The organism is Nocardioides sp. AN3 (assembly GCF_054653495.1).
Genome location: NZ_BAAIGC010000049.1, coordinates 1 through 24,610 on the forward strand (window position 1 = coordinate 1; position 24,610 = coordinate 24,610).

General features: G+C 70.5%; 27 protein-coding genes. 12 read left to right on the forward strand and 15 right to left on the reverse strand.

What is annotated here, in order from left to right; genetic code table 11:
• The first annotated feature begins 190 nt into the window (after positions 1 to 190).
• Entirely contained in the window at positions 191 to 877 is a 687-nt protein-coding gene (locus tag ACYQ1K_RS26655) for an HNH endonuclease signature motif containing protein (RefSeq protein WP_459986638.1), read from the forward strand.
• A gap of 377 nt (positions 878 to 1,254) precedes the next feature.
• Here the strand turns inward: ACYQ1K_RS26655 and ACYQ1K_RS26660 are convergent, their stop codons facing one another.
• From ACYQ1K_RS26660 to ACYQ1K_RS26670, 3 genes are all read right to left on the reverse strand, one after another.
• Positions 1,255 to 1,704, reverse strand: a complete 450-nt coding sequence (locus tag ACYQ1K_RS26660; RefSeq protein WP_459986639.1) for a hypothetical protein — start codon at positions 1,702 to 1,704, stop codon at positions 1,255 to 1,257.
• On the reverse strand, positions 1,701 to 1,925 hold the full coding sequence (locus ACYQ1K_RS26665; RefSeq protein WP_459986641.1) for a hypothetical protein: 225 nt from the start codon (positions 1,923 to 1,925) through the stop codon (positions 1,701 to 1,703). Before ACYQ1K_RS26665 ends, ACYQ1K_RS26660 begins: the two co-directional genes overlap by 4 nt.
• 61 nt (positions 1,926 to 1,986) lie before the next feature.
• Complete coding sequence (locus ACYQ1K_RS26670) at positions 1,987 to 2,472, reverse strand: flavin reductase family protein (RefSeq protein WP_459986642.1); 486 nt, start codon at positions 2,470 to 2,472, stop codon at positions 1,987 to 1,989.
• Between the two features lie 80 nt (positions 2,473 to 2,552).
• Between ACYQ1K_RS26670 and ACYQ1K_RS26675 the strand changes: the two genes are divergently transcribed.
• Entirely contained in the window at positions 2,553 to 3,374 is an 822-nt protein-coding gene (locus tag ACYQ1K_RS26675) for a sulfurtransferase (protein ID WP_459986643.1), read from the forward strand.
• A 3-nt stretch (positions 3,375 to 3,377) separates the two neighbouring features.
• On the opposite strand, the gene ACYQ1K_RS26680 is transcribed toward ACYQ1K_RS26675, so the two are convergent.
• Positions 3,378 to 4,709: a copper resistance CopC/CopD family protein gene (locus tag ACYQ1K_RS26680; RefSeq protein ID WP_459986644.1), complete on the reverse strand. Its 1,332-nt coding sequence runs from the start codon at positions 4,707 to 4,709 to the stop codon at positions 3,378 to 3,380.
• Complete coding sequence (locus tag ACYQ1K_RS26685; protein ID WP_459986646.1) at positions 4,706 to 6,166, reverse strand: RNB domain-containing ribonuclease; 1,461 nt, start codon at positions 6,164 to 6,166, stop codon at positions 4,706 to 4,708. The genes ACYQ1K_RS26680 and ACYQ1K_RS26685 overlap by 4 nt, the downstream gene beginning before the upstream one ends.
• A gap of 27 nt (positions 6,167 to 6,193) precedes the next feature.
• Between ACYQ1K_RS26685 and yaaA the strand changes: the two genes are divergently transcribed.
• Positions 6,194 to 6,964, forward strand: a complete 771-nt coding sequence (yaaA, locus tag ACYQ1K_RS26690; RefSeq protein ID WP_459986674.1) for a peroxide stress protein YaaA — start codon at positions 6,194 to 6,196, stop codon at positions 6,962 to 6,964.
• Positions 6,965 to 6,988: 24 nt separating this feature from the next.
• Here the strand turns inward: yaaA and ACYQ1K_RS26695 are convergent, their stop codons facing one another.
• The 3 genes from ACYQ1K_RS26695 to ACYQ1K_RS26705 are packed head-to-tail and all read right to left on the reverse strand — an operon-like array spanning position 6,989 to position 9,730.
• Complete coding sequence (locus ACYQ1K_RS26695) at positions 6,989 to 8,164, reverse strand: bifunctional RNase H/acid phosphatase (RefSeq protein ID WP_459986647.1); 1,176 nt, start codon at positions 8,162 to 8,164, stop codon at positions 6,989 to 6,991.
• Positions 8,161 to 8,901 carry a zinc ribbon domain-containing protein gene (locus ACYQ1K_RS26700; RefSeq protein WP_459986675.1) on the reverse strand — a complete coding sequence of 247 codons (741 nt, stop codon included), beginning with the start codon at positions 8,899 to 8,901 and terminating at the stop codon, positions 8,161 to 8,163. The genes ACYQ1K_RS26695 and ACYQ1K_RS26700 overlap by 4 nt, the downstream gene beginning before the upstream one ends.
• Positions 8,902 to 8,932: 31 nt before the next feature.
• Entirely contained in the window at positions 8,933 to 9,730 is a 798-nt protein-coding gene (locus ACYQ1K_RS26705) for a Nif3-like dinuclear metal center hexameric protein (protein WP_459986649.1), read from the reverse strand.
• A gap of 26 nt (positions 9,731 to 9,756) precedes the next feature.
• Between ACYQ1K_RS26705 and ACYQ1K_RS26710 the strand changes: the two genes are divergently transcribed.
• Both ACYQ1K_RS26710 and ACYQ1K_RS26715 read left to right on the forward strand, forming a co-directional pair.
• Entirely contained in the window at positions 9,757 to 11,586 is a 1,830-nt protein-coding gene (locus ACYQ1K_RS26710) for a hypothetical protein (RefSeq protein ID WP_459986650.1), read from the forward strand.
• Positions 11,587 to 11,592: 6 nt separating this feature from the next.
• Entirely contained in the window at positions 11,593 to 13,344 is a 1,752-nt protein-coding gene (locus ACYQ1K_RS26715) for a hypothetical protein (protein ID WP_459986652.1), read from the forward strand.
• 4 nt (positions 13,345 to 13,348) lie between these two features.
• On the opposite strand, the gene ACYQ1K_RS26720 is transcribed toward ACYQ1K_RS26715, so the two are convergent.
• Positions 13,349 to 14,881: an AMP-binding protein gene (locus ACYQ1K_RS26720; RefSeq protein ID WP_459986653.1), complete on the reverse strand. Its 1,533-nt coding sequence runs from the start codon at positions 14,879 to 14,881 to the stop codon at positions 13,349 to 13,351.
• Positions 14,882 to 15,279: 398 nt separating this feature from the next.
• Between ACYQ1K_RS26720 and ACYQ1K_RS26725 the strand changes: the two genes are divergently transcribed.
• Entirely contained in the window at positions 15,280 to 15,687 is a 408-nt protein-coding gene (locus ACYQ1K_RS26725) for a tyrosine-type recombinase/integrase (protein WP_459986655.1), read from the forward strand.
• Positions 15,688 to 15,834: 147 nt separating this feature from the next.
• Entirely contained in the window at positions 15,835 to 16,035 is a 201-nt protein-coding gene (locus ACYQ1K_RS26730; protein WP_459986657.1) for a hypothetical protein, read from the forward strand.
• Between the two features lie 84 nt (positions 16,036 to 16,119).
• On the opposite strand, the gene ACYQ1K_RS26735 is transcribed toward ACYQ1K_RS26730, so the two are convergent.
• Both ACYQ1K_RS26735 and ACYQ1K_RS26740 read right to left on the reverse strand, forming a co-directional pair.
• Complete coding sequence (locus ACYQ1K_RS26735) at positions 16,120 to 16,557, reverse strand: hypothetical protein (RefSeq protein ID WP_459986659.1); 438 nt, start codon at positions 16,555 to 16,557, stop codon at positions 16,120 to 16,122.
• Positions 16,554 to 18,191 carry a GMC family oxidoreductase gene (locus tag ACYQ1K_RS26740; protein ID WP_459986661.1) on the reverse strand — a complete coding sequence of 546 codons (1,638 nt, stop codon included), beginning with the start codon at positions 18,189 to 18,191 and terminating at the stop codon, positions 16,554 to 16,556. Before ACYQ1K_RS26740 ends, ACYQ1K_RS26735 begins: the two co-directional genes overlap by 4 nt.
• A gap of 259 nt (positions 18,192 to 18,450) precedes the next feature.
• Here ACYQ1K_RS26740 and ACYQ1K_RS26745 point away from each other — a divergent pair, with 259 nt between their 5' ends.
• The 3 genes from ACYQ1K_RS26745 (at position 18,451) to ACYQ1K_RS26755 (ending at position 20,847) form a co-directional block, all read left to right on the forward strand.
• Entirely contained in the window at positions 18,451 to 18,960 is a 510-nt protein-coding gene (locus ACYQ1K_RS26745; RefSeq protein ID WP_459986662.1) for a MaoC/PaaZ C-terminal domain-containing protein, read from the forward strand.
• A 136-nt stretch (positions 18,961 to 19,096) separates the two neighbouring features.
• The gene (locus tag ACYQ1K_RS26750) at positions 19,097 to 19,810 is read left to right on the forward strand and encodes an enoyl-CoA hydratase/isomerase family protein (RefSeq protein WP_459986663.1); all 714 of its coding nucleotides are present in this window, start codon (positions 19,097 to 19,099) and stop codon (positions 19,808 to 19,810) included.
• Entirely contained in the window at positions 19,807 to 20,847 is a 1,041-nt protein-coding gene (locus ACYQ1K_RS26755; protein WP_459986664.1) for an alcohol dehydrogenase catalytic domain-containing protein, read from the forward strand. Before ACYQ1K_RS26750 ends, ACYQ1K_RS26755 begins: the two co-directional genes overlap by 4 nt.
• Positions 20,848 to 20,930: 83 nt before the next feature.
• On the opposite strand, the gene ACYQ1K_RS26760 is transcribed toward ACYQ1K_RS26755, so the two are convergent.
• The 4 genes from ACYQ1K_RS26760 to ACYQ1K_RS26775 form a co-directional block, all read right to left on the reverse strand.
• The gene (locus ACYQ1K_RS26760; protein ID WP_459986665.1) at positions 20,931 to 21,155 is read right to left on the reverse strand and encodes a hypothetical protein; all 225 of its coding nucleotides are present in this window, start codon (positions 21,153 to 21,155) and stop codon (positions 20,931 to 20,933) included.
• 80 nt (positions 21,156 to 21,235) lie between these two features.
• Entirely contained in the window at positions 21,236 to 21,541 is a 306-nt protein-coding gene (locus ACYQ1K_RS26765) for a sec-independent translocase (RefSeq protein WP_459986667.1), read from the reverse strand.
• A 17-nt stretch (positions 21,542 to 21,558) separates the two neighbouring features.
• The gene (gene tatC / locus ACYQ1K_RS26770) at positions 21,559 to 22,395 is read right to left on the reverse strand and encodes a twin-arginine translocase subunit TatC (protein ID WP_459986669.1); all 837 of its coding nucleotides are present in this window, start codon (positions 22,393 to 22,395) and stop codon (positions 21,559 to 21,561) included.
• 14 nt (positions 22,396 to 22,409) lie between these two features.
• Positions 22,410 to 22,694: a Sec-independent protein translocase subunit TatA gene (locus ACYQ1K_RS26775; protein ID WP_459986671.1), complete on the reverse strand. Its 285-nt coding sequence runs from the start codon at positions 22,692 to 22,694 to the stop codon at positions 22,410 to 22,412.
• A gap of 657 nt (positions 22,695 to 23,351) precedes the next feature.
• On the opposite strand from ACYQ1K_RS26775, the gene ACYQ1K_RS26780 reads away from it, so the two are divergent.
• Both ACYQ1K_RS26780 and ACYQ1K_RS26785 read left to right on the forward strand, forming a co-directional pair.
• Entirely contained in the window at positions 23,352 to 23,948 is a 597-nt protein-coding gene (locus ACYQ1K_RS26780) for a 3-hydroxyacyl-CoA dehydrogenase NAD-binding domain-containing protein (protein ID WP_459986672.1), read from the forward strand.
• Positions 23,936 to 24,205, forward strand: a complete 270-nt coding sequence (locus ACYQ1K_RS26785; protein ID WP_459986673.1) for a 3-hydroxyacyl-CoA dehydrogenase family protein — start codon at positions 23,936 to 23,938, stop codon at positions 24,203 to 24,205. Before ACYQ1K_RS26780 ends, ACYQ1K_RS26785 begins: the two co-directional genes overlap by 13 nt.
• The last annotated feature ends 405 nt before the right edge of the window (positions 24,206 to 24,610 follow it).

Below are 24,610 nucleotides of genomic sequence, written 5' to 3' on the forward strand. Positions count from 1 at the left end.
GCCATCACCAACCTCGACCAACACGGTGCCGGCATCCTCGCCACCGGCCGGCTCGACGCCATCCTCGACGCCGCCGACGCTCTCGACCTCGACGCCAAGCTCGCCGACTACGCCGCCGACCTCGCCACCGCCGGAGACACCAGCCCCCTCGACGTACGCCGCGCCACCGCCCTGGGCATGCTCGCCCGCGGTGAGACCATCACCCTCCCCCGAGGGAGTCGAACCCCGCCGCCGGCAGGTCGTCCTCCACCTCCACCTCACCCACGCCGCCCTCACCAGCACCGGTCCGAGCAACCGCTGCGGCAGCGGCGGCGGCGGCGGCACCGGCGGCAACGCCGGCAACCCGCCTGCTGCAGGCGCGGACGAGCTGATCGGGATGTTGCACAGCCACACCGGCTACCCACTCGGACCGGTCACCACCGACCAGATCCGACACTGGTGCGGCAGCACCAGCACCGCACACATCACCGTCAAACCCGTCCTCGACCTCGCCGAGACCCTCCACTCCACCGGCTATGAGCCCTCAGACCGCGTCCGCGACCACGTCACCGCCACCAACCCGACCTGCGTCTTCCCCCATTGCGACCGGCCGTCGTTGAAGCTCGACATCGACCACATCGAGCCCTACGACGAGAAGAAGCGCAAACCCGACAAGCCCGACAGCCTGGACGAAACCGACGCCCAGACCTCCACCGACAACCTCGCACCCTTATGCAGACGCCACCACCGAGTGAAGACCTTCGGCCACTGGAGCTACGTCCGACTCGGCCCAGGTGAATACCTCTGGACCAGCAAACACCGCTACCAATGGATCACCGACACCGACGGCACGCGCCGCGTCGTGACAGCCGAAGGGCAGCCGGAAGACAGCGGCTGATGGCGCCCGCTCATCACCGGCGCCGCTCAACACCCAGCCGTCTGCCCTCACACGACCGTGCGCGCCGTGCGACGAACAGATGGAACCGGATGGCGAGAAGCAGGTCATCGACGTGCACGCATTCATCGGCAGGGTGAAAGCCGTCGACGACACCTCGGCGGATGCGGTGAGGAACGGAGTGAAACCGGAGGCCGCGGTGCCGGCCATCACCCGCAGGTATCTCGAGTCGGTCGACCCTGTCCCCAGCAGGGGGAGCACTCCGATCGCCGCAGCTTCGGCGCGCACGAACTCGGAGGCGGCGTCCACGACTGAAGCACGTGCGGGACCCTCGTCCTGGAGAGCGTCGTCGGTCAAGGCACGGTCAGCACCAAACCGCCTCACAGCTCCTCGGGGCGTGCCTCGTGGCCGGGACGCCCATGAGTACGACGGTCCTCTTTCATCTCCGCCTCATAGAGGTGTCGCTTGCCCTCGACGAGCTGGTCCCGCGCCAGCTGCTCGAGATCCTTGAAGACGGAGTAGTACGTCTCGTCGTACGCCTCGACGATTTGGAACGTCCAGTGCCCCGGGATGACGTTGCGCCCCACCAGCTCGGTGCCGATGCGGTCGGCGAGCTCGGCGTGCCCCGCCGAGCGCAGCTGGCCGACCGCGTCGCCGAGCGTGAGGTCGGTCGTGCCCGACAGCCGGTGGAAGGCATACAGGTGGCCCCTCGCGACCTCCACCGCCTCGAGCGCCTCGGACAGCTTCCCGAGCGCCTCGACCGTGGCGTCGTCGACTCCAACGGGGCGACGGTGCGCCTGGTCCGGCCCGCTCACCTCGTCAGAGCTCACGCCGACAGCACGTCCTTCGCCGCGACGGCGCCGTGTCGGCTCTCGATCGCGTCGGCGAGCCGGGTCACATCGTCCCCGGAGACGTCGACCCCTGCCTGGGTGAACCCTTTGCGCAGCTCCTCGACCACCGTGCCCTCGGTCGCGCCGTCCTGCCAGGAGGTGACACGGTCGACCACGGCCTGGATCGCTTCGAGCCTCTCAGCGCTCATCTCATCGGTCATGGGTGAGGTTTACCCGCAACGCGGCCGGGCCACGGGCGGACCGCAGGGCCCGGCGCACCGGTCACTGCGGCAGGTGGGTCCCGTACGCGCGCTGGTGGTAGACGAGCGGCTCACGCGTGTCGTGCGCCGCGCCGATGACGTCGCACAGCAGGAGCGTGTGGTCGCCTGCAGGGACGAGCGAGCCGACTCGGGTGGACACCCAGGCATGGGTGTCGTCCAGGGCGGGGGCACCGTCACGCAGTGACCAGGGTGTGGCGGCGAAGCGCTCGGCGCCCCGCGTCGCGAACAGCGTTGCCAGATCGGTCTGCCCGCTGGCCAGGATGTTGATCCCGACCGGCGACCCAACGGTGATCAGCGGCAGCAGCGACGAGCGGTTGTCGAGGGAGACCAGCAGTATCGGAGGCTGCATCGACAAGGACATGAAGGCGCTGACAGTCGTGCCGTGGGGCTGGTCGCCGGCGTACGTCGTCACGACCGCCACCGGGCTGGCCACATGCCGCATGGCCGCTCGGAACTGGTCCTCGACCACGTGCGTCTTCGTCTCCACGTCCTCACCAACACTCTCGTCGCGACGAGGATTCCACGCCGCCCGGCCCCGGGGCTCACAGGGGCTGACAGACTCACGATGTGGACGTACTCATCACGGCAGCGGAGCTGGCCGACGCGCTCGCCTCCGACCGACCGCCCGTGCTGCTCGACGTGCGCTGGAAGCTCGGCGGGCCGCCGGGCCACACAGAGTACCTGCGCGGCCACCTGCCGGGCGCCGTGTACGTCGACCTCGATACCGAGCTCGCCGCGCACGGCCGTCCCACCGACGGCCGTCATCCGCTGCCCACACTGGCCGATCTCGAGGCGTCGGCCCGCCGCTGGGGCATCGATGACGGCGTCTCGGTCGTGGTCTACGACGGCGAGGGCAACCTGTCCGCCGCGCGCGCCTGGTGGCTGCTGAGATGGGCGGGGCTCCCCGACGTGCGTCTCCTCGACGGCGCTCTGCCGGCCTGGACGGCCGCCGGCCTGCCGCTGGCGACCGACGACGTCACACCGAAGCCGGGGTCGGTGACCCTAACCGCCGGCGCCCTCCCGACGATCACGGTCGAAGAGGCCGGCGACTTCCCCGGCGTGCTCCTCGACGCCCGCGCCGCCGAGCGGTTCCGCGGCGAGGTGGAGCCGGTCGACCCCAAGGCCGGGCACATCCCCGGCGCGGTGAGCGCGCCGACGACCGCCACCCTCGCCGACGACGGACGGTTCCGGACGGCCGAGGAGCTGCGGGCGCACTTCGACGCGCTCGGCGCGGGCAACGGGGCACCGGTCGCCGTCTACTGCGGCTCGGGCGTCACCGCCGCGCACGAGATCGCGGCCCTGGCCGTCATCGGCATCGACGCCGCGCTCTACGCCGGCTCGTGGTCGCAGTGGAGCAACCTGGACCTTCCGGTGGCCACGGGCGACTGACGCTCAGCGGGCCGGCGGCGCGGAGCCAGGCCCGGCGTCGCGGTGGTACGCCGACCGCGCCGGCTCGGTCGCCACCAGCCCCGACGTGACCGCCAGGATCGCGAGCACGAGGACCGCCTCCACGGCGACCGACCGTCGCAGCGACGCGAGCGGTCCCTCGCGGCCCAGGAGCCGACGGGTCCCGGTCGCGACGGCGAGCACGAGCACGACGAGGGCGACCTTCACGAGAAGCTCCCGGCCGTAGGTCGTCGGCCCCAGCGCCGAGACCGATCGGACCTGTCGCCAGGTCTGGAAGAGACCGGTCACGACGAGCGCGATCGCGCTGCCCATCGCCACCGCGGAGAACCGCAGGAGGACCGTGCGGGCGCCGGGTGTTCGCCACACCGCCCCGCCGACGAGCATCACCAGTCCGCCGAGCCACAGGCACATCGCCAGGACATGCACGGTCTCGCTCGCCAGCGCGAGCCGGTGCAGATCCCCCGCCACGGCGTGCCCGGACAGCGCGAACGACACGGCGATGCAGACCCCGAGGAGGCCGCCGTACGCGCCGAGCTCGCGCACCGACAGCCCGCCCCGCCCCACGACCAGGAGGCCGAGGAGCAGTGCGAGGAGGCCGCGGCTCAGAGTCGCTCGACCGTACGTCGTGTCGAGCACCTCTCGCACAAGCTCGCCCCGTCCGAGCGCGCTCCAGCCCAGCCCGGCGTCGAACGGGCCTTTGAGCAGCAGTGACACGGCGCAGGCGAGGAGGACCGCGCCGGCGCCGGCGAGCGTGAGGAGCGGCGCGCGCCGACTGCGCCAACCGTCGGGCCAGCACCAGCAGAGGAACGCCACACCACCGACGAGCACGGCAGCGCCGAGGTAGCCCACCCACCGAGCGACCCCGAGCCCGACCTGGAGCCCACGGTCGGCGTTCTCCCCGGGCGCGGCCGGCGCGGCGCTGGGCGCCCCGACGGAGAAGGTGAACACCCCTGAGACGGGGTGGGAGTCATCGGAGACGACCCGCCAGGACACGAGGTAGGTGCCTCGTGGGGAGCCGTCGAAATCCGCGCGAACCCACCTGCCGTCGACCCGCACCCGACCGCTGTCCACGCGCCTGCCGTCGGGCGCGAAGACGCGGACGGCGCCGGCCGACGTCGTGACACGCTCGCTGAACCGCAGAGACACCACGATCGGCGGGGTGGCGAGCACTGCGCCCGGTGCTGGGTCGCTGCCCTCCAGCTCGGCGTGCGCCAGCGCCGGTCCGCCGGAGAGGATCACGACGGCCGCCGCCAGCAGCGTCCCGATCGCCACCCGGGCGATCAGGCTGCGCCGCAGCGACCCCCGTCGACCGCTCACCTGAGCTCGAAGGCCACCGTCCGCGTGTCGACGTCGGCCTTGGTGAGCGTGACGGTGACATCGGTGCCGAGTGGGAGCGGAGCGGTTCCGGTCACCTTGGCCTCCACGGCCGGCTCCTGGATCGTCACGGTGCCGCGCCCCTCTTCGCGCTCGTCGAGCTCCACGATGGCCCCGGCGAACGTCTCACCGACGTGCGGGGCGAGCACGCCGGCCTCGACGAGGTCGAGGATCGCGCCCTCGTAGGCGCCGGCCTTGTGGCCGGAGTCGCGCATGACGTCGGGCACCGACCGGAGCGCGTCGTGCACCCAGCCGGGCACCGGCTGATCGGCGCAGAGGGCGAGACAGATCTCGCCGGCGTACCGGTCGACGAGCCGGCGCAGCGGCGCGGTGACGTGGGCGTACTCCGAGGCCAGCGCGCTGTGCACGGTCAGCTCGGGCAGCTCGCCGTCGAAGGCGGCGTACCCGCTCCCGCGCAGCAGCCGCGTGCAGGCGACCACCATGGCCGCCTGCTTCGGGTCGGACGGGTCCAGCGACCGGATGAAGTCAGGATAGAGCTGCTCCGCGGGCCACTCCAGCCCGAGAGCACGGGCGGTGCGGTGCAGGCGCTTGATGTCGCGCGGGTCCGGCGGGGGCAGGGTGCGCAGCACGCCGACCTTCGCGTAGACCATGAGCGAGGCCGCGCCGAAGCCGGTGAGCAGCGACAGCTGGGCGTTCCAGCGCTCGACGGGCAGCTGGCTGCGGTACTCCAGGTGCCATTGGTCGCCCTCGACCGAGACCTCCTGATCGGGCAGCGGCAGGTTGACGCCACCGCGGGCCACCTCGTGGGCCTCGCGCTTCTCCCCGATCTCCTTGAGCAGGCGCAGGGAGTCGGCGTACGGACCGTCGAAGGTGTCGTTGTCGAACATCTCCTGCACGCCCGCGTAGGACAGCTTGGCGACCGACCGCACGCGAGCCCGCTCGACGGTCACGCTCGTGCCGTCCCCGGTCGCGTCGAGCGTGATCGTCCACAGCAGGGCGGGGCGCACCTGGTCGGGCAGCAGGGAGGCCGCGTCCTCGGAGAGCACCTTCGGGTGCAGCGGGATCTTGATGTCGGCGCCGTAGAGCGACTCGCCGCGGCGGTGGGCCTCGACGTCGACGGGGTCGCCGGGAGCCACGAACGCGGCGACATCGGCGATCGCGTAGTGCACCGTGTAGCCGTCGCCCGTGCGCTCGAGGTGGAGCGCCTGGTCGAGGTCCATCGAGGTGGCCGGGTCGATCGTCACGAACGGCAGGTCCGTGCGGTCGGAGTCGGGGAGTCTCGGGCTCGCCGCCGCGGCGCGCGCCGCCTCCTCCACCTCCGGGGGGAACTCCTCGCTCACCCCCAGCTCCTGCTGGATCCTCGCGACTGCGCTGCGCAGCGTGGCCGCCGCCACGCCGCTCTCGTCTGTCCTGACCCGGATGACCTGTCCGCTCGGCATACCGGCACGATATCCGCCGTGCTGATCATGCTGCCGCCGTCCGAGGGCAAGTACGCGCCGAGCCGCGGGAGCTCGCTCGACCTCGACGCCCTCTCGCTGCCGATGTTGACCAAGGCGCGCGGGGCCGTGCTGGACGCCCTGGTGGACCTGTGCACCGGCGACCCGACGGCCGCCGCGGACACCCTCGGCGTGCCGAAGACGCAGCCTGAGCTGATCGGCCTCAACGCGCGCCTGCGCACCGCGCCGACCGCGCGGGCGGACCGCATCTACACCGGCGTGCTGTACGACGCCCTCGCGTTCGACACGCTCTCGGCGGCGGCGAGGCGGCGGGCCTCCTCGCGGATCCTGGTCACCTCCTCACTCTTCGGACTGGTCTCGCCGGCCGACCGGATCCCGTCCTACCGACTCTCGGGTGACGCGGTGCTGCCCGCACTCGGCGGGGTCGCCTCGCACTGGCGCTCGCACCTCGACGACGCGGCGCGGGACGCCCTCGGCACGGGGCTGCTCGTCGACCTCCGGTCCGGGACGTACGCCGCCTTCTGGCGACCCTCGCCCGACCTCGCGGCCCGGGTCGCCACCGTGCGCGTGCTCCACGAGGTCGGCGGGGTCCGCAAGGTGGTCAGCCACTTCAACAAGGCGACCAAGGGCCGGATCACCCGGGCCATGCTCGAGGCGGGCGCGGCCCCGCGCACCCCGGGCGCACTCGCCGACGTCCTGCGCGACCTCGGCTGGACGGTGGAGGCCGGCGCGCCCGGGAAGGCCGGCACGCAGCTGGACGTCGTCGTCAGCGAGCTCTGAGCGCCCTGGCCTCGGCGGACGGCATCACCACTGGGTCGGCACAGGGTCGAACCCGCTGCGACCGGGCGGCAGGGCGTTGTAGAGCCGCAGCGAGGGACGTTCGACTCCGTCCGGTCCCTCGTAGAACGACACCACGCTGATCGATGCCGGCGCGAGCTCCATCCGGAAGAGCGACTCCAGCGGCGCGTCGACGACGTGGGAGACCACCGTCTTGATGGGGGTGACGTGGCTAACGACGATGACGGTCTGGCCGGCGTACCGCTCCCGGATCCGGACCAGCGCCTCAACGACCCGCTTCTCCACGGCCCGGAAGGACTCACCGCCCTCGGGCGCGGCGTCGAGTGAGGCACGCCAGCGCTCCATCTCCTCGCCGAACCGCTCAGTGACCTCGGCGAAGGTCAGCCCGTCCCAGTGGCCGAACTCCATCTCGGCGACGCCGGGCTCGGTCTCCAGAGGCAGGTCGAGCGCCTCGGCGACGATCTGCGCCGACTCGAGGGTGCGACGGACCGGCGACGCGACGACGGCGGCGGCCCGGCCCGCGAGCGGCTCGAGCCACTCCGCCGCGGCGCGCACCTGGGCGCGCCCCTCGTCGGAGAGACCCGGGTTGGCGCCGCTCAGACCGCCCGAGAAGCGCCGGCCGCTCGTGTGCAGGGTGACGCCGTGCCGCAGGAGGACCAGCGTCGTCGCCGGCGGAGCCGAGGTCTTCGCAGACGGCTTCGGGTCCTCGATCTCCTCGACGAGCGAGTCGTCGGCGTCGCTCGCGGCGGCACCGGCCAGCGTCACACCGCTGCGGATCCCGTCGAGCGCTTCGTTCACGAGCCGGTCGGCGTGGGAGTTCTGTGCGCGCGGCACCCAGACGTACGTCGTCCCCTCGGGCGCCAGCAGGCGTGCCTTCTCGGCGAGCGGGACCATGGCTGGATGCTTGATCCGCCACCGGCCCGACATCTGCTCGACGACGAGCTTGGAGTCCATCCGGGCCTCGACGTCGGCGCCGGGCGCGAGCTCGGCGGCGAGCCGGAGGCCGGCGATGAGCCCGGAGTACTCCGCTACGTTGTTGGTCGCGACGCCGATCGGCGAGCCGTCCTCGGCGATCACCTCGCCGGTTGCGGCGTCCCGGAGCACGGCGCCGTAAGCCGCCGGTCCGGGGTTGCCGCGCGAGCCGCCGTCGGCCTCGACGATGACGCGCTGCGGCCCGGTCACAGCCCGCTCTCGCTGGTGCGGACGAGGATCCGCGAGCACTCCTGGCAGCGCACGACCTCGTTGCTCGGCAGCGACTTGATGCGGTTGAGCTCGGCGGTGTCGAGCTCGAGCTGGCACCCGCCGCACCGACGCGCGCGCAGCTCGGCCGCGCCGATGCCCTTGGACTCGCGCAGCTTGTCGTAGAGCGCGAGCAGGTCGGCCGGCAGGCCCTCGACCGCCCCCGGCCGTTCGGCGACGATCTCACCCAGCTGGGCCTCGAGCGCAACCGTCTTCTCGTCGCGGGTCTCGGCCAGCGCGGTGAGCCGCTCGTCGAACCCGGCGAGCTGCTCCTCGAGCACCGTGAGGGCGCCCTGCGCCTCCTCCAGCTGCTCCATCAGCTCGAGCTCCTCGTCCTCGAGGACGCCGACGCGACGGTCGAGGGTGGCCAGCTCATGCTGCATCCGCTCCAGGTCCTTGGGGTTGGACACCGCGCCCGAGTCCATCCGCTGCTGGTCGCGCGTGCGGCGGTTGCGCACGGCCTCGACGTCGGCGTCGGCCTTGGCCTGGGCCGCGGTGAGGTCGTCCACGACCACGCGCGCGTCGCGGGCCTGGTCCTCGACGACGCGCCGCTGCGCACCGATCGCCGCCATCTCGGCGATCTCGGGCAGCGTCGTGCGGGCGTGGCGCAGCTGTGCGGCGCGGGAGTCGAGCTCCGCGATGTCAAGCAGCTTCAGTTGGGCGAACGGGTCGGCTTTCAGCGCAGGCTCCCTAGGTCAGGCTCGGAACGGGTCAGGCTCGGAAGGTCCAGGGGTCGGTCACGGTGGTGCTGACCCGGGTCTCCACCCTATTCCCCAGCGACGCCGCGAGCCGCCCCGCGACCACCGGGAGCCACGTCCACTCCGCCGCCCAGTGGGCGACATCGATGAGGGCGGGACCGTCCTTCTCGAGGAACTCCGCCGCCGGGTGGTGCCGCAGGTCGCTGGTGAGGTACACATCTGCTCCGCTCGTCGCGAGCTGGTCGAGCAGGAAGTCGCCGGCACCTCCGCACAGCGCGACAGTGGACACCGGTCGCTCGGGGTCCCCCGCGACGCGTACGCCGTGCGCCGTGGACGGCAGCGCCGCCGCCACCGCGGCGGCGAACTCGCGCAGCGTCGTCGTCGCCACCGTCCCGATCCGCCCGGTGCCCGTCCCGGGCGCCTCCGCGGGGACCAGCGGCCGCTGGTCGCTCAGGCCGATCGCGTCGGCGAGCGCCTGTGAGACGCCGTCGACCGCCTGGTCGGCGTTGGTGTGCGCGGTGAACAGCGCACAGCCGGCCCGCGCCAGGATCGTGAACGTCCGCCCCTTCGGCGTGGTGGCCGCGACACCGTGGATGCCCTTGAGGAAGAGTGGATGGTGCACGATGAGCAGGTCGGCCTCCCACTCGGCCGCCTCCTGGGCGACGACGGGGGCCGGGTCCACGGCGAACAGGACTCGACGGACCTCGTCGGCCGGGTCGCCGCCCACCAGCCCGACGGCGTCCCAGGCGTCGGCCGTGGAGGGCGGATACCACTCGTCGAGCACGGCGACGATGTCGGCGAGGGTCGGCATGGGCACAGGCTAACCAGGAGGAACCGATGACGCTGACCGAGGAGGCCGCACCGGCGCAGCCGCGGCCGGCCTCCACGCCGCGCTCGGCACGCCTGTGGTGGATCGCTGCCGGCATGTCCGTCCTGGGGGCCGCAGCGGTGCACCTGTCGGTCGCTCGCGGCCCCTTCGCCAAAGGCATGCCGACGTTCAGCTACGACGAGATCGACACGCTGATGGCGGGACGCGCTGCGCTCGGGGTGACCTCGCCCGACATCACAGGCGCGGGCTACTTCCCACTGTCCTCGATCCTCGTCTCCCCCGTCTGGTGGCTGACGTCGAACCCGTTCGTCTTCTACCGCGTCGGCATCGCGATCGGCGTGCTGATCGCGCTCGTGACGATCTGGCCGCTCGCCCGCATCGCCAGCCGCTTCGGCCTGACGACACCCCAGGCCGTCACGGTGGCCGCCCTCGTCATGGCCCTTCCGGCACGCTCCGTGCAGGCCGGCTACCTGCTCGCGGAGAAGCCGCTCTTCCTGCTCCTGACCGTCTCGGTGCTCGCCGCGATGCGCCTGAGCGAGCGGCCGACGGCCCTGCGGGCCATGACCTTCGGCGCCCTGGTCGCGCTCACCTACTTCACCCACGCGCGGATGCTGGTGTTCGTCGCCGCGGCGACGGTGTGGCTGATGCTCTTCGCGCTGCGCCGGTGGCAGGCCGCACTGGTAGGCCTCGTGACGCTGCTGCCTCTGGCCTGGGCAGCCGGCCGGCTGGCCCGCCACATCAACGGCCTCGTCAACCCGGCGGGGTTCGTGCAGGGCGACGACCTCCTCGGCAATCTCTCGCTCGGCCACGCCTCGATGATGCTGCGCACCGGTCTGGGCCAGGCGTGGGAGCAGCTCCTGTCCGGCTTCGGCCTCGCCGTTGTCGGCCTGGTCGTCGCCACCGCGATGGCCGTGCGCGAGCTGCGCCACCGGTCCCCGGGCCCCGCGATCCTCGTGATCCTCACCGCGCTCGCGCTCTTCGGCGGGAGCACGCTGGCCTGGGCGACGTCCGACCAGCTCTACGCCACGACATGGCGCCGCCTCGACGCCTGGCTCTACGGACGGTACGCCGATCCCGCCTTCGAGCTCCTCACGCTCTTCGCCCTCTGCGCGATCGTGCGCGGCCTGTCCCGCACGACCGTGCTCGCCTCGTGGTGCCTCGCCCTCGCGATCGCCGTCCCCACCCTGCTCTGGGTCGCCCCGATGGCCCCGACCGGGTCCTTCATCACCCCGGCCCACCTCCCCGGGGCGATGCCGTGGGAGTGGGCACTGCCGGCACACGTCGTCACCCCGGGGGTGGTGCCCAGCCTCACCAACGACAACCGGTTCTGGCTGATCGCCACCGTGACGGCCCTGGTGCCGCTCGTCGTCCTGGCACTGGTGCGTGGCTGGCGCGGTGCCGGCCTCGTCATGGCGGCCGTCGTCCTCCTCCTGGCGACTGTCGGCAGCCTCTTCGCCGGCCGTGCGTCCGGCCACTACCAGGCCACGCACGAGGTGACCAGCCCCCTGGCGGTCGAGCTGCGGAGCATCCTCGCGAAGCACCCCGGCGCGACCGTCGGCTACGAGGCGAGCTGCCCGAAGCCCCTCGCCCAGCAGGGTGGCAAGCGCAACCGCTTCGCCTGGCAGCTGCTGCCCACCATCGTGTCGACGCGGACCACCGACGTGGACATCGCCATCGCCTGTCAGGAGGCCTCCGGCAGCATCCCGCCGGGCAGCCTCGAGCTGCGCCAGACCGCCTACGGCCGCGTCCATGCCTGGGTCGTGCCCGGCCCGCTCCAGGACCAGCTCGTCGCCGCGGGCACGGTCACCCCGTCCACGGCGACCGCGCCGGCGAGCTGACTCGCGATGACCGTCAGCACGCCCTCCGTGGCCTCGGCACCGTCCGTCGACGCCCCTCACCAACGCGCGTGGCGCATCGCCGCCTGGACCGCCGTCATCGCCGCGGTGCTGGCCCACCTCTGGGTCGAGCGGAGCTCGTTCGCCGCAGGAACGCCGTCGTTCAACTTCGACGAGGTGCAGAGCCTCATGCCCGGGCGGGCACTGCTGGGCTACCCGACGCCTCAGGTGGGCGGCTCGGGCTACTTCCCGCTGCCGACGATCCTGGTCGCGCCGGTGTGGTGGCTCACCTCCGACCCGGTCGCGTTCTACCGCGCGGCGCTCCTCATCAGCCTCGCCGCGGGGCTGGCCTCGATCTGGCCCCTCAGTCGTGTCGCCACCCGCTTCGGGCTGTCGACCGCCCAGGCCGTCACGGTCGCCGGCGTGCTGATGACGCTGCCGGCCCACACGGTCCAGGCTGAGTACGCGCTGGCCGAGAAGCCGCTGCTGCTCGTCGTCGCGCTGACCGCCCTGGCCGCCGTCCGGCTCACCGAGCGGCCGACGTACCCACGCGTGCTGCTCCTCGCCCTCGGTGTCGCGCTCGCCTACTTCACTCACGCGCGGATGATCACCGTCGTCGTGGCGGCGCTCGTCTGGCTCGTCGCCTTCACCCTCCGGCACGTGCGCATCGGGCTGGTGGGCATCGTCGCGCTCCTCGCGTTCTCCTGGGCGGCCCGCAGGATCGCGCTGCACGTGGTCCTGCTGGTCAGCCCCGGCGGCTTCCAGCAGGGCGACGACTTCGGGTCTCTCGTGCGGCACCTGCGACCGGGCGTGCTTGCCCGCACCGTGACGGGCCAGTCGTGGGAGCAGGTCGTCTCGACCGCCGGCCTGGCGTCGCTCGGCCTGGTCGTCGTGGTCAGTCTCGCGGTCCGCGAGCTGCGCCGGCTCGTCGCCGGCCCCGCGCTGCTCCTCGTGCTGGCCGTCGGCGCGCTCTTCGCCGGCAGCGCCATCTCGATGGCCAAGCCGTCGGTCCTGCGGCCCACGACAGGGCTGGTCCGCCTCGACGTCTGGATCTACGGCCGGTACGTCGATCCCCTGTTCACGCTGGTCATGCTGGTCGCCCTCGCCGCCATCGTCGTCGGCGTCCGACGCTGGCAGCTGTGGGCCGGAGCCGCGGTCACCCTGGTCGTCTGCCTCGTCACCGTCGTGTGGCTCGGCCCGGATGCCCCGACAGGCGGGTTCCTCACGCCCGCACATGCACCAGGCGCCTCGGCGTTCTGGTGGGCACTCCCCCACCAGCGCTTCTGGCTGATCGCCAGCCTCGTGGCGCTCGTGCCCGTCGTGGTCCTGCTCGTCATCCCGCGCCGCCCGCTGGTCGTCCTCGGCGTCGTTCTCGCGCTCGGTCTCGCCGGCACAGCGAGCGCGAACGTCGCCTCAGGCCGCTTCCACGACCTCCGTGCCCAACCGCGGCCGCTCGTCGGCACGCTGCGCCAAATCGTCGCCGAGCACCCGGGGACGACGATCAGCTACTTCTGGCGCTGCCCCCGCCACCCGGCGGCGCAGCCGGCGCTGCGCAACCGCTACGCCTGGCTGCTGCTGCCGACCGTGCTGGGCAGCGACTCGGGCTCCGACATCGTGATCGCCTGCCCCGGCCATCCCGCCGCCGGCCGCCCCGGCGCCGTCGCGCTCTCGCAGCCGGCCGACCGCGACTACGTCGCCTGGGTCAGGCCGGGACCCCTCCAGGACGAGCTGCGGTCCGAAGGACTGCTGGCGCGCCGTTGAGGCCTCAGTTCACCTGGCGCTCGTAGCCCTCCCAGTAGGGCGCCCGCAGCTTGAACTTCTGCAGCTTGCCGGTCGCCGTGCGGGCCAGCTCGGCGCGGAACTCGACCGACGTCGGGGCCTTGTAGCCCGCCGCCCGTTCCTTGCACCAGGCGATCAGCTCGTCCTCGGTCACCTTCGCGTCCGGCACGAGCACGACGAGCGCCTTGATCGTCTCGCCCCACTTCTCGCTCGGCACGCCGATCACGGCCACCTCCGCGACAGCGGGGTGGGAGAAGAGCACGTCCTCGACCTCGATGCTCGAGACGTTCTCACCGCCGGTGATGATCACGTCCTTCTTGCGGTCGCTGATCGTCAGGTAGCCGTCCTCGCCGATCACGCCCCCGTCACCGGTGTGGAACCAGCCGTCCTTGAGCGCACGCTCGCTCTCCTCGGGCTGCTCCCAGTAGCCCTCGAGCACCACGTTCGAGCGCGCCAGGACCTCCCCCTCCGGGTCGACCTCGAGGGAGACGCCGATCGCCGGGGCACCGGCCCTCGTCAGCCTGCGCGCCCGCTCCTCCGCGTCCAGGTCGTCCCACTCCGCCCGGGTCCGGTTGATCGTCAGCAGCGGCGAGGTCTCGGTCAGTCCGTAGATCTGGATGAACTCCCAGCCGAGCTCCTCCTGCACGCGCACGACCGTCTTCGTGGGCGGGGGCGCGCCCGCCATGATGATCCGCACCCGGTCGCGGCCGGGGATCTCGCCCTCCCAGCTCTGCGCCGCGTCCAGCACCGCCGCCGCCACTGCCGGCGCGGCGCACATGAAGGTGACCCCGTGGTCGCGGACGCGGCGCAGGATCTCGGCACCGTCGACCTTGCGCAGGATGATGTGCTCGATCCCCAGGCCGGTCGCGGCGAACGGCATCCCCCAGCCGTTGGCGTGGAACTGCGGCAGCGTGTGCAGGTAGACGTCACGGTCGCTCAGCCCCGCATGAAGCGCGAAGGTGATCGCGTTGGTCCAGATGTTGCGGTGGGTGATCTGCACGCCCTTGGGGCGCGCCGTCGTGCCCGAGGTGTAGTTGATGGTCGCCGTTGCGTTCTCGTCGCGCTCCCAGGCGACGGGCTCCGCACCCGGCTCGGCGTAGAGGTCCTCGTCGCGGCCGAGCACGAACCGGTGCTCCGCGGTCACGTCGGCCAGTGTCTCGTCCAGCTCGGGGTCGACGTAGAGGACCCGCGCCCCACTGTGGCCGACGATGTACTTCACCTCGTCCGGCCGGAGGCGGAAGTTGATCGGCACCAGCACTCGCCCGTATCCGGCGACGCCGAAGAACGAGGTGAGCAGCCGCGCGCTGTTGTGGCTGACCACGGCCACCCGGTCCCCGAAGCCGATGCCCAGCTCGTCGAGCTTGGCCGCCTGGCGACGGGCGAGCTCGCCCATCTCGCGGTAGGTCAGCGACCCGAGCGACGGCGCCGGCTGGTTCGGCTCGTCGACCACGCCGACCCGGTCGCCGTACACCCCCACCGCCCGGTCGAGGAAGTCGTTGACACTGAAGGGGACGAACACGAGGACCTCCCAGGAGACGTGACCGGCGACACTGCGCTGAGGGCAGGCTATCGCGCCTGCGTCGGGGTCGCTCGGCCCCGTTTTCCGACCTCAGGATCGGACACCGGTCCGCCGTGAACACCACAGAGCTCGCCCCCTTGCTCAGGTCCGGCGGACCGTAGGCCACTGGCTTCGTCGACGTCAGCGAGGACACCGAGAACGGTCGACACGAACACGAGCTGCGGGCCCGGGAGGCCTGTGAGCGGCTGCGCGAACAGGACGCCGACGCGGGCGTCCTCGAGGCGGTCTCCGCCCGGATCGCCGAGCAGGTCGACCGGCCGGCCCCCGCCGCCCGACTGGTGCGGGCTGAAGGCCGGGATGCTGCTCCCCGAGCAATTCCAGGTCACAGTCAATCGACTGTGACCTGGAAGTGGTTGAGCGACGTCGTCGTCGGCAGTGGTCGTGGTTGGTGGCCGGCGATCTGCCGGCACACGGCGAGCGACCTGCACCTCGCCCATTCGAGCCTGTGGGGTCGCGCGACGACGTTCGCTTCAGACGGCCAGGTCCGCAAGAAGGGCTACGGCTTCCGGGAGGCGCGTCGGATCGCCGGACGCGAGGATCTGACGATCCACGATCTTCGGCATACCGCTGCAAGCATGGCCGGCGAGGAAGGCGCGTCGCTTGCAGAACTGATGCATCGTCTCGGCCACTCCACGCCTTCGATGGCACTGCTCTACCAGCACTCGACGAAGGCACGCGACCTCGCTATCGCGCGCCGCCTCTCCGAGCGCATGAAGGACGCCGGCGGCGCCGGCAGAGGAACGTGACCAGCACGCGACGGGCGCGGCCCTGGCCGAGCGCCACTCCGGGCCAGTGGCCGCGCAATGAAACACGGCCGCACGCAGTCAAGAGACACGAGCAGGTGCGCCCACCCGCCGGCCATCTACAACACCGCAGGCGGACACGTCAGCCGCATGTTCCTCGCCGAGACCAGGGGCTACACCAACCTCGACCTGACGATCGAGGACGTGCGTGACCACGAGGTCCAGATCGCCGACCCTTCCGGCTACCACAGGTTCGGCAGCTCCGTTGACATCAACGAGAGCCTGGCGCGTGATCTGCAGGCCGCTGGCGCAGAACCGGTGGGCGACGTGGTGCCCGTACACCTCGACTGAACAGCTTGGTGACTGCCACCGCGCGTGAGCGTGATCGAGTGCGGCGCCGATTCGAGGCAGCATCGTTCGCACGTGGCCCGAGTCTCAGGACGGCGTCGGCACGTACGTCGGCCCCCGATCGCGCACCGGCGCCAGCAATTCCTCCGAGCAGAGCTCCTCAGCCGTTGCCTGCGAGATCGGCCGTCGTCTCTGACCGGGGTAACCCAACGCGGCATGCACCTGTGGGGACATGTAGTAGGCGGAGTTGAGGGCGAAGACGAGGTCCTCCAGCCGGTCACCGGCCGATTCCTCCACATCAGCCAGCGTGCACGTGTCACCAACGGCCGCGCGCAAACCCACGGTCACCACCACGTCGAAGAGGCGCGGATCAGCCGACAGCACGCGGTCAAGCCACTCGAGGTGGACGCCGACGTCGCGGCCGGAGGGGAGATTCTGCGTCCCGGGCAGCAACACGTCGGCGACATGCGCGATGCCCTCCCGCGCGCCCTCGAGGAGCTGGACCTGTTCCGTCTCGTTGCTCATGCGGGCGCCGCCTGCTCGCTCGCCGTGTCGATCAGGTGCTCAACCGCACGAGCGGCGAACGCGACGATCGTCGGCGTCGGGTTGACCGAGGACGAGGTCACGAAGACGCTCCCGTCGAGGACGAACAGGTTCGGTACGTCGTGGGCGCGGCCGAATGAGTCGACGACCGATGTCGCCGGGTCGGTGCCGCAGCGGGCGGTCCCCAGCAGGTGCCAGCCGATCGCCGGCATGTACGGGATCTCCTTCGTCTCGACCGCGCCGGCAGCCCGGTGCGCCTCGTGCAGCCGGTCGAGGTTCCACTGCATGTTGCGGCGGCTGTCGTCGGAGAGTCGATAGGTCAGCTTCGGCGCCGGAAGCCCCGAGGAGTCCACCAGATTCGAGCTCAGGGTGACCGTGTTGTTCTCGTCAGGGAGATCCTCGATCTCGGCTCCCCACTCGAAGGAGCGACCGAGCGCACGCTCGACCAGGGCCATACCCGCGGCGCCCGTCCGCTCCGCGACCGGGAGGTCCGAGTAGCGCATCAGCACCTCCATCGGTCCGGGGATGGGGTTCGCGCACCACTTCGCGCCACGTGCGAACCCTCGGCTGAGGTCGGTCTCAGCGAACTCCAGTGACTGAAGCACCGAACCGAACGGCCCCAGCCAGCTCTCCATGTCCTCGTCGTAGATGCCCATGACACCGACGTAGGGATGCATCATGAGCCGCTTGCCCACCAGCCCGGACGAGTTCGCCAGGCCGTCGGGGAAGCGCGCGGAGGTCGACAGCTGAAGGAGACGCGGGGTGCCGATGCCATTGCCGCAGACGATGACCGACTTGGCCGGCGTGTGGTGCTCACCGCCCTCCGTGTCCAGCCATGTCGCCCCGTTCGCCAATCCAGCCTGGTCGACGGTGATCTCGCGGACCCTCGCCTCGGTGACGAGCGTGACGCCGGCCGCCAGAGCCGCTGGCCACATCGCCACGTCGAAGGACGACTTCGCGCCCTCCGGACATCCGGACATGCACGTCGCCCAGCGGGCGCAAGCACCCCTGTCACCCTGACTGCGGGTGTTGATCGCCAGTGCACTGGGCCACCAGTGCCAGCCGAGCTTGTTCATGCCCTCGGCGGCCTTGCGGCCGATGCGACCGATCGGCACGGGCGGCATCGAATGCTCGACCGGACCAGGGAGTGCGGGGTTCCCGGCGAGCCCTGACGTGCCGACCATCTCGCTGACGAGCTCGTAGTACGGCGCCAGATCCTCGTAGGTGAGGGGCCAGTCGTCCGCGACGCCGTACAGCGTGTTGACCCGGAAGTCCGACGGCACGAACCGAGGCCACTCCGCACCCCACAGCACCGTGCTTCCTCCGACGCCGTTGAAGTTCAGCGGGTGCATCTCGGAGTCCTCCACGTCGCACGGGTAGTCCCACTTGCTCCGACGCACGTTCGGATCGGGCGACCAGGAGCTGTTGATCAGGACGTCGCGCTCAGGCTTCTCGCTCGGATAGCTCGCACGGCTCGTCCAGCCGCCTTGCTCCAGGCACGTGACGCGGAAGCCGCTCTCGGCGAGCATCCGCGCAGCCGTGGCGCCGGAGGGACCCGCCCCGACAACGAGGACGTCGGCCACAGTGCCGTCGCTGGGTCGACCGTGCTCAGTCATATCCGTCGTCTCTCCTTGTCTCCTGGCCGGCGTCCGGCCCGCGTCCGGCCGCCCGGCCCCCTGACGATATTGATCGAGCGCGCTGTCTGCCGACCGGATCTGTCACCGCTTCGGCACGGACTTCTTGGGATTTCACCAATGGCACTCGATGCAACGAGCGGATGAAGATCGACGCCCGGGTGGCTGACCGACACCGACGACGCGACAACAGACGTCATGCCGATCAGCCTTTCCCATCGGATGGAGAGAGTGAACGACATTGACCCAGCAACCGCAGTCCGTCCCCCCGCACCTCGGCGCCTACGACTCGGACGGTGTCCGCTACCTGGACGACCTCGAGATCGGAACCCGCTGGATCAGCCGCGGGCGCACGATCACGGAGGGCGACGTCCTGACCTTCGCGACGTGGTCGGGCGACATGCACCCGCTCCACACGGACGACGAGTACGCGAAGCGAAGCGAGTTCGGAGGTCGGATCTTCCACGGTCCCGGCGCGCTCGCGATCGCATTCGGCCTCGAGATGTCTCTCGGCTGGAAGATGGGTTCAGCGATCGCATTCCTCGGCATCAAGGAGTGGAACCTGCTTGCCCCGGTCCGTATTGGAGACACCCTCTGCGTCACCGAGGAGGTCGTGGAGGTACGGCCATCACGAAGCAAGCCGGACCGCGGCATCGTCGTGACGCGGGTCGGTGTCGTCAATCAGCAGGGCGTGGTGTGCCAGGAGGGTCTGTGGACCGTCCTACTGAGGCGCCGCCTCACGTCCCGATGAGATCGGCCGCCGGTTCGCCGGACGTGTCGGTGAGGAGCACCCGACCGCTGTCATCGAGGGGAGATGCGTGATGGCGGTCGTGGAGGTCAGCATCGCCGAAGGCATCGCGCACATCGTGCTCAACCGGCCCTAGTCCTTGAATGCGATCAACGGCGAGCTCATGGATGGGCTGGGCGACGTCGTCACCGAACTGTCGGCCGATCCCGAGGTCAAGGCTCTGATCATCTCCGGGGCAGGTCGTGGGTTCTGTGCGGGCGCGGACCTGGACTATCTCCACGACATCCTCGAGGACAACGCCCGCTACTTCGACTTCGTCCAGCGCTTCAACCGACTGTTCCTCCTCATCGAGGATGCCCCGATCCCCGTCATCGCCATGGTCCATGACCTGGCACTTGCCGGAGGACTGGAGCTGTTGCTGGCCTGCGACTTCGCTGTGGCCGCAGAGGACGCGCGCATCGGCGACCAGCATGGGACCTACGGCCTCATGCCTGGAGGCGGCTCCACACAACGCCTTCCGCGCCGCATCGGCCTGCTTCGGGCCAAGGAGATGCTCTTCGCTGCGGACTGGATCAGCGGAGCCCGTGCAGCCGAGATCGGTCTGGTCCTGTCCGCTGTGCCCCGTGACGACCTCGAAGCCTGCACCTGGGCGCTCGCCCGCCGGTTCGTCGACAAGAGCAGGCGGTGCACGGCCTTGACCAAGCGGGCAGTGCAACGCGGGCTCCACCTCCCCATGCGCGAGGCCCTCCAGCAGGAGGCCCATGCGGTCTCCGAGTACTTCACCTCCTCCCCGAGCCAGATGATCGGTCTCGAAGCGTTCCGCCGCGGTCAGAAGCCGGAGTTCCCCGAGTGACCTTCCCCGACGTCTCCACCAAGACCATGCGTGCCTACCGTCTCGAGACGTTCGGTGGGCCCGAGGTCCTCCGCTTGGGACGGGTCGAGGTTCCGGCGCCGGCACCTGGGGAGGTTCTGCTGCGTGTCGCGGCCTCGGGCGTCTGCGGGCAGGACGTGATGCGACGTCGGGGGCAGGTCGACCGGGTCCTGGGCACGATCATCGGACACGAGATGGCGGGAACCGTCGTCGCCGTCGGCCCGGGGGTCGTCGACTTCGCCGTCGGGGACCGATTGGCGAGCCTGCATCGACGATCCTGTCACCGATGCGATGCCTGCCTACGCGGGCGGAGTGTCGTCTGCTCGTCTGGAGTGCTGTACGGGGAGTCGATCGACGGGAGCTACGCCGACTTCTGTGTCGTCGACGAGCTGAGCTTGGCGCGCATCCCTGACGGAGTCGGCTTCGATCAGGCGGCAGTTGCGGCGTGCGCGGTGGGGACAGGTCTCCATGCCCTGCGCCTCGCCGGCGTCACGGCCGGCCAGCGCGTGCTGGTCACGGGCGCGAGCGGAGGCGTCGGCCTGCATGCCCTTCAGCTCGCCCGCGCCATGGGAGCAGAGGTGATCGCGGTGACGTCGAGTGCGACCAAGAGCGTGCAGTTGGAGGCGTACGCCGACCGCGTGGTGATCATGCGCGACGGCCGCTTCGAACCGGAGGTCCGCCGCCGGGCGCTGCAGCCTGACGTCGTACTCGATCTCACCAGCGCCTTCAGCCTCGCCGACTCACTCCGGGCGGTCCGACGAGGCGGCACGGTCGTCGTTGTGGGGAACTTGGAGAACCACCCGGTGGAGGTGCTTCCGGCCGCCTTCATCATCCGGGAGCTGACCCTTGTCGGGTCGAAGGCGTGCACGCGCCTCGAGCTCGTCGACTGCCTGGACCTCATCGATCGTGGCCTTGTTGACGTGAAGATCCATGGCGCCGTGCCGCTCGAAGACGCTGAGGCAGCGCACCGGCAGCTCGCCACCGGTCACGTCATGGGCCGCATCGTCCTGCATCCCTGAGAGCGTGCGGACGCTCCAGCGACTTCGCTCGCCGAGCCCAAGCAGGCCTTGGCGCAGATCCGTCGGACAGGTCCGCGCAGAACCTACGCAGCAGCTGACCTGAGCCAGGCGAGCAGCTGGTCCGCCTGGTCGCGCAATGCCTCGGCGGCAGCACGATGACCGTGAACTGAAGGCGGGCACGCCGCCCAGTAGGGCTGGGCCGCCGCCTCGTTCGCCGCGCACTCGTCCTGGTGATGCGCCAGCTCGAGAAGGATCGCTCGCAGCTCGGCGGCCAGCGCCCTGCTGCCGCTCCTTGCTTCTGCGGTCATCGCACTCACTCCCGCCCCTCCGGTGTGGATCTCCGTCATCACAGCGTGCGCCGGGGACGAGACATCGTCCGCTGGAAGTTCTACGGAGAATGGCGCGGGACGTTGGAGGATGGCACAGCCTGCTTCGGGTCGCCCTCGGCCTCAGCTAGCACCTCGGCGATCTGGGCACGGATGAAAGCGCGCGGATCGAGGTCGCGGAGCTCGAGGTCGGCATAGTCCGGACCCAACTCGTCGCGTAACTGGTCTCGCGCGCCGTCTGCGAATCCCTTGGCGAGCCGCACGAGGCGGCCCGCTTGTCTCGCGAGCTCTGGCAGACGGTCAGGACCGAGGACGAAGACCGCCACGACTGCGATCACAGCCAACTCGGGCAGTCCGATTCCGAACATCGCACCTACCTCGGCCGTCAGATCGGTGATGTGTCGTCGGCGGCCCCACCACTGGCGACATCACGCCCGCGGTGGCGGTCGAGGACCCGCGATATCCCCTCAGCGACGAGGAAGAGCGCCAGCATGGGGATGGCGAGCATCAGCATGGAGAACGGGTCGGTCGAAGGCGTCGCCACGGCCGCGAAGACGAAGGTGCCGACAACGATCCACGGTCGGTGCCGCCCGAGCACCTTGCCCGACAGCACGCCGGCCAGGTTGAGCAGGACGACGAAGAGCGGGATCTCCATCGCGACCCCGAAGACCAGCATCATCCGCATCATGAAGGTGAAGAACTCGCCGAAGTCCTGCAGGTTCTTCACGCCGTCGGGAGTGAAGGTGAGGAGCACCTCGATGCCCTTGGGCAGGACGTAGTAGCCGAGCGCGACGCCGGTGATGAAGAGCGGGCCGGCGATGAGGGCGAAGACCCGAGTCCAGTGCTTCTCGCGCCCTGTGAGACCGGGGACGACGAAACCCCAGATCTGCATCAGCCAGTAGGGACTCGAGATGACAACGGCTGCGAGGCCGCACAGCTTGAGCTGCAGCATGAGGGGCGCACTGACGCCGGACATCACGATCTCCGCGTCGACCTTCCCTCCGAGGATGGCCACCGCTTCGTGGTACGGGTCGACGATGAGGTGGAGGAGGTGGTTGTACAAGAAGAGCGCGACGAGGAACGCCATGGCGAGGGCGGTCGCCGACCGGACGATCCTGGCACGGAGCTCACGCAGATGGTCCGAGAGCGCCATCCGGCCATCCGCCCCGACCGCGTGCTGCGGGCCTCCCCGGTAGAGGTTGACGACGGGCACGAGAGACATCAGCCGATCCTGGGTCAGGGCTGCTCGCGCCTCAGGCGGTGGCGCTGCGCGTCGAGCTCCGCCTGCCTCTCGTCGAGCTCGGCGTGCTTGTGCGCCAGCGCGGCGGTGTGGTGCGCGTCGAGTCCGGCTTCGTCCTCGTCACCGACGAGGCCCTTGGTCTCGGCTTTGAAGATCCGGAGCGCGCGTCCGCTGCCGCGCGCGAGGTCGGGCAGCTTCGTGGCGCCGAACAGCAGGATGACGACGAGGAAGATCAGGATGAGCTCGGGAGTACCAAGCCCGCCGAGGAGGAGGGACGTCATGAGGGCCTCGCAGAACGAATCGAAGGGTGTTGCGCCGACTGAGATGTTCAGTGGCCCAACAGGAAGGCGGCGAGCCATGCAGCGACCACGTGCCGTTTAGTCTGTGCGCCGTGTCACAACCTGCTCAATTGTGAAATTGACGAATGACGCGAGGGCTCCGATGAAGAAGTACGCATCACCCCGCGCCGACTCACGCTCCGCCGACCTTCTTGCCTGGTGTCGACGACCGCGAACACCGCACCGCACATGCCGCGCTGGAGCATGAATGCCGTGAGGCACGGCTCGGGGACCCGGTGGGGGGAGAGGAGTCCCCGAGCCGCTTGCGCCCGCCATCCGCGGAGAGGAGGTGCGAAGGTGGGCGTCTGTGGGCGAGGCGCCTCCCCGACGTGCCTCCGGCGGAGGGACTCGCCATCGGCCCCTCGCTCGAGGCGACGTCGCGGCCAGCCGTCGAGATCGTCAGGAAGCCTCCATGGCTGGAGGCTACGAATCCATTGCCTCGACGTTCAATGGTGAGGGTGCTGTGACCCGGGGCGCTCTTTTGGACGAATGACGAGTGCTTGCCGAGGCACCCCGCCGCATACTGGGGCGTTCTGCCGAATACTTGGACGTCCACGCACCTTGTGCAGAGGCTGCGTCGGACCGAGGAGAGGAGCACACATGATCGAGAAGGTGGGCGTGATCGGTGGCGGCCTGATGGGGTCGGGCATCACCGAGGTCTGCGCGCGGGCCGGACTGGACACCGTCGTGGTCGAGGTCACCGAGGAGGCCGCGAAGGCCGCCGAGACCAAGGTCCGCGGCAGCCTGGAGCGGGCAGCGAGCCGCGGCAAGATCACCGAGCAGGACCTGGCCCAGACCCTGGAGCGGATCACCGTCGCCACCGAGCTGGGACAGCTCAAGGACCGCGACCTGGTCGTGGAGGCAGCCTCCGAGCGTGAGGACATCAAGCTCGAGCTCTTCCGTCAGGTCGGTGCGCTGCTGGAGAAGGACGACGCGGTCCTGACCTCCAACACCAGCTCGATCCCGATCGTCAAGCTCGGCGCCGTCTCCGGCCGGGCGGCCCACGTGATGGGGGTGCTCTTCTTCAACCCCGCCCCCGGTGATGCAGCTGGTCGAGCTGATCCCCTCGCTGACCACCTCCCCCGAGACGATGGCACGGATGCAGACCCTTCGTCTCCCAGATCCTGGGCAAGCAGCCCATCGAGGCCACCGACCGCGCCGGGTTCATCGTCAACAGCCTCCTGGTGCCCTACCTGATGTCCGCGATCCGGATGTATGAGGCCGGCTATGCCTCGGCCGCCGACATCGACAAGGGCATGGTGCTGGGCTACGGCCACCCGATGGGCCCCCTCGCCCTGTCCGACCTGATCGGACTCGGCACCATCCGCGCCGTCGGCATCTCGATGTATGAGGAGTTCAAGGAGCCCCTCTACTCCCCGCCCCCGCTGCTGGACCGCATGGTCGACGCCGGCCTCCTGGGCAAGAAGTCCGGCCAGGGGTTCTACCCGTACTAGATCCAGACTCACCCGCGGGATCAGGCGGTCACGTGTCCGAGCTACCGCCAGCTCGCCGCGCCGCCGCGGTCCGCTCCGAGCCCTTCGTCAAGACCAGCGCGCGAAGCTTGTCATCGTCAGGGCTTCACGCCCGCACCGCGACATCGCCCACGATGCGAAGGCACCCGCGACATGACTCAGGTCCCGGCTCGAACTCATGCCCCCAGAAGATCGGCCACTCCAACGCGACGAGACCGCATGCGGTGCGACCACTGCCAGCATGGCGCGCATGCACTTCCCCCGCTGGAATCCAGCGATCGTTCGGCCACTCACCGAAGGTGAGCCGATACGGCGCAGTGACGAAGAATGTGTCTGGCCCCATGGACTGCGCTCACCACCTTGTCGTCTCGGGCGTGCTGCTCAGTT